Source organism: Streptomyces misionensis (assembly GCF_007896895.1).
GTDB lineage: Bacteria > Actinomycetota > Actinomycetes > Streptomycetales > Streptomycetaceae > Streptomyces > Streptomyces misionensis_A.
Window position 1 is genome coordinate 1 of record NZ_VOGW01000026.1, and the last position, 3,331, is coordinate 3,331.

Annotated in this window: 3 protein-coding genes; all 3 read left to right on the forward strand. The window is 71.9% G+C overall.

Annotation, left to right across the window (positions count from 1 at the left end; all coding sequences use genetic code 11):
- Positions 1–43 precede the first annotated feature (43 nt).
- Positions 44–1,573 (forward strand): amino acid permease, encoded by a 1,530-nt coding sequence (locus FRZ03_RS04105; protein WP_146463760.1) that lies wholly within the window; start codon positions 44–46, stop codon positions 1,571–1,573.
- Between the two features lie 189 nt (positions 1,574–1,762).
- Entirely contained in the window at positions 1,763–2,836 is a 1,074-nt protein-coding gene (locus tag FRZ03_RS04110) for a mechanosensitive ion channel family protein (RefSeq protein WP_146463761.1), read from the forward strand.
- A gap of 37 nt (positions 2,837–2,873) precedes the next feature.
- Entirely contained in the window at positions 2,874–3,290 is a 417-nt protein-coding gene (locus tag FRZ03_RS04115; RefSeq protein WP_146463762.1) for a DUF4186 domain-containing protein, read from the forward strand.
- The last annotated feature ends 41 nt before the right edge of the window (positions 3,291–3,331 follow it).

Below are 3,331 nucleotides of genomic sequence, written 5' to 3' on the forward strand. Positions count from 1 at the left end.
CACCCACACCACCCGAACACCCCTCGCCCCCGGAGGTCACCGCATGTCTCCCACTCCCGAGCCGTCCGCCTCGGCGGGGCTGCCGCAGCAGGACGAGGAGCGGCGGTTGCGCGAGCTCGGTTACCGGCCGGTGCTGGCCCGCCGGATGGGCGGGTTCGGCAACTTCGCGATCAGCTTCTCGGTGATCTCGATCCTGTCCGGCTGCATGACCCTGTACGGCTTCGGCCTGAACACCGGCGGTCCCGCCGTCATGCTGTGGGGCTGGGCGGGTGTCGGCCTGTTCGTGCTCTGCGTCGGCCTCTCGCTCGCCGAGGTCACCAGCGCCTATCCGACCTCGGGCGCCCTCTACTACATGGCCGACCGGCTCGGCGGGCGCCGCTGGGGCTGGTACACGGGCTGGCTGAACCTGCTCGGCCTGCTCGGCGCGATCGCCGGGATCGACTACGGCGCCGCCCTGTTCACCGGCGCGTTCGCCAACCTCCAGTGGGGCTTCACGCCGACACCCGGCAGGACGATGCTGATCTTCTGCGCCGTCCTCCTGCTGCACGCGGTGCTGAACCTGTTCGGCGTCCGCGTGGTCAGCCTGCTCAACTCGGTCAGCGTCTGGTGGCACCTGGCGGGCGTCGCGCTCATCGTCGGCGCGCTCGCGATCGTGCCCGCCCACCACCGCTCGCCGTCCTTCGTGTTCACCACCTTCGTCAACGACACCGGCTGGTCGAACCCGTTGTACGTGGCGGCGATCGGACTGCTGCTCGCCCAGTACACCTTCTCCGGCTACGACGCCTCCGCGCACCTGTCGGAGGAGACCTCGCGCGCCTCGGTGTCCGCGGCCAAGGGCATCGTCCGGGCCATCTGGGTGTCCTGGCTGGCCGGCTTCGTGCTGCTGGCCGGGCTGACCTTCGCCATCCAGGACTACGACGCGACCCGCACCACCGCCACCGGGGTGCCGCCGGCCCAGATCCTGCTGGACGGCCTCGGCGCGGGCGGCGCGAAGGCACTGCTGCTGGTGGTGATCGTGGCCCAGCTGTTCTGCGGGAACGCCGAGGTCGCCGCGGCCAGCCGGATGGTGTTCGCGTTCAGCCGGGACGGCGCGCTGCCCGGCTCCCGGCTGTGGCGCACGGTCAGCCGGCGCACGCAGACCCCGGTGGCCGCCGTCTGGCTGTCGGTCGGCGTGGCCGGGGTCCTCGCGCTGCCGTCGCTGTACTCGGCGACGGCGTACAACGCGGTGACCGCCATCAACGTCATCGGCATCACCCCCGCCTACGCCATCCCGGTGCTGCTGCGGCTGCGGGCCGGTGACCGGTTCCGGCCCGGGCCCTGGCACCTGGGCCGGTGGAGCAGGCCCGTCGGCTGGGTGGCGGTGGGCTGGGTGGCGTGTGTGACGGTGCTGTTCTGTCTGCCGCAGTCCTCGCCGGTCACCGTCGACACGATGAACTACGCGGCGGTGGCCCTGGCCGTCGTCCTCCTGCTGGCCAGCGCCTGGTGGTACGTCGCCCGCCGCTCCTACGGCACCCCCACCGCGGCCTACGGCAGCGACCGTGACCAGGCCGAACTCGCGGAGGGCATCATCTGATCCGGGGCCGCGCGGGGCAAGGCGCCCCGGTGGTATGCCGTGTTCCGGATACGGCAGGATGAACGCTCGTGCCGGTCACCGGAGTTCCGGGACCGGCGCGTTCGCACATCCCGCACATCGAGCAGGTGACAACGTGACGAGACCTCACATACGGCGCTCCGCAGGGACCCGGCGCGGCGGAGGTGACCGGTGAACCGCGCGCTCACCCTGGACGACCTCCTCCTCGCCGGCATCTCCGTGGCCGCGGGCCTGGCGCTCGCCTTCTGCTCCCGGACCCTGCTGCGCTGGCTGGCCAAGGCCGCCAAACGGACCCGCTGGAGCGGCGACGACGTCATCGTGGACGCGCTGCGTTCGATCGTGCCGTGGGCGCTGATCGCGGCCGGTGTGGCGACGGCAGCGGTCGTGCTGCCGCTCACCAGGACCGTGCAGCACCACACCGACCAGATCCTCGAGGTGTGGCTGATCCTCGTGGCCACCCTGTCGGCGGCCCGGGTCATCGCCGGGCTGGTGCAGTCGGTCACCCAGTCCCGCTCGGGCGTGGCCGGATCGGCGACCATCTTCGTCAACATCACCCGGGCGCTGGTGCTGGCGATCGGTTTCCTGGTCGTCCTGCAGACCCTCGGGATCTCCATAGCGCCGCTGCTCACCGCGCTGGGCGTCGGCGGTCTGGCGGTGGCCCTCGCCCTGCAGGACACCCTCGCCAACCTGTTCGCCGGCATCCACATCCTCGCCTCCAAGACCGTCCAGCCCGGCGACTACATCCAGCTGAGCAGCGGCGAGGAGGGGTACGTCGTCGACATCAACTGGCGCCAGACGACGGTGCGCCAGCTGTCCAACAACCTGGTGGTGATCCCCAACGGACAGCTCGCCAAGGCCAACATGACCAACTACACCCGGCCCGAGCAGCGGCTGACGGTGCCGGTGCAGGTGGGCGTGAGCTACGACTCCGACCTGGAGCACGTGGAGCGGGTGACCGCCGAGGTGGTGCGCCAGGTGATGCACGAGGTCGGCGGCGCGCTGCCGGACCACGAGCCCGCGATCCGCTTCCACACCTTCGGGGACTCCCGGATCGGCTTCACGGTGATCCTGGGCATCGGCGAGTTCAGCGACCAGTACCGGATCAAGCACGAGTTCATCAAGCGCCTGCACCGCCGCTACCGGGAGGAGGGCATCCGCATCCCCTCCCCCGTGCGCACGGTCGCCCTCCAGCAGGGCTCCTTCACCATCCCGCAGCAGCGCAGCGCCGAGGGGGTCCCCGAGTAGCGGGCGGTCACCGGGCGACCCGTATGCTCGAGGGAGCATGACCGTTTCGCCCGATCCCGGCCCGTCCGGTGCCCGCCCGCTCGACCGGCTGCTGGACGACCTCGCCCGGGAGCCGTTCCGGGCGCGGTTCCACCTGCGCGGGCGGGACCGGGCCACCGCCGAGCTGAAGGGGCCGGCCACCCTCCGGTGGCACGCCTACGACCTGATCGCGAAGCGGCTGGCCCCGGCCGCACCGCGCAAGGACGGCAAGCAGACCCCGTACCGGGGCCATCCCGTCTTCGTCGCCCAGCACGCGACCGCGACCTGCTGCCGGAGCTGTCTGGCCCGGCGGCACGGCATTCCGAAGGGGCGGGAGCTGAGCCGGTCCGAACACGTGTACGTCGTGGACGTGATCTGCCGCTGGATCGAGCGCGAGCTGGCCGGCGGGCCCCCGCGGCCGACGGGGTCCGGCTGAGCGGCGGCCCCGCCCGGCGGAAAAGAGCGGGTCCACGGGCC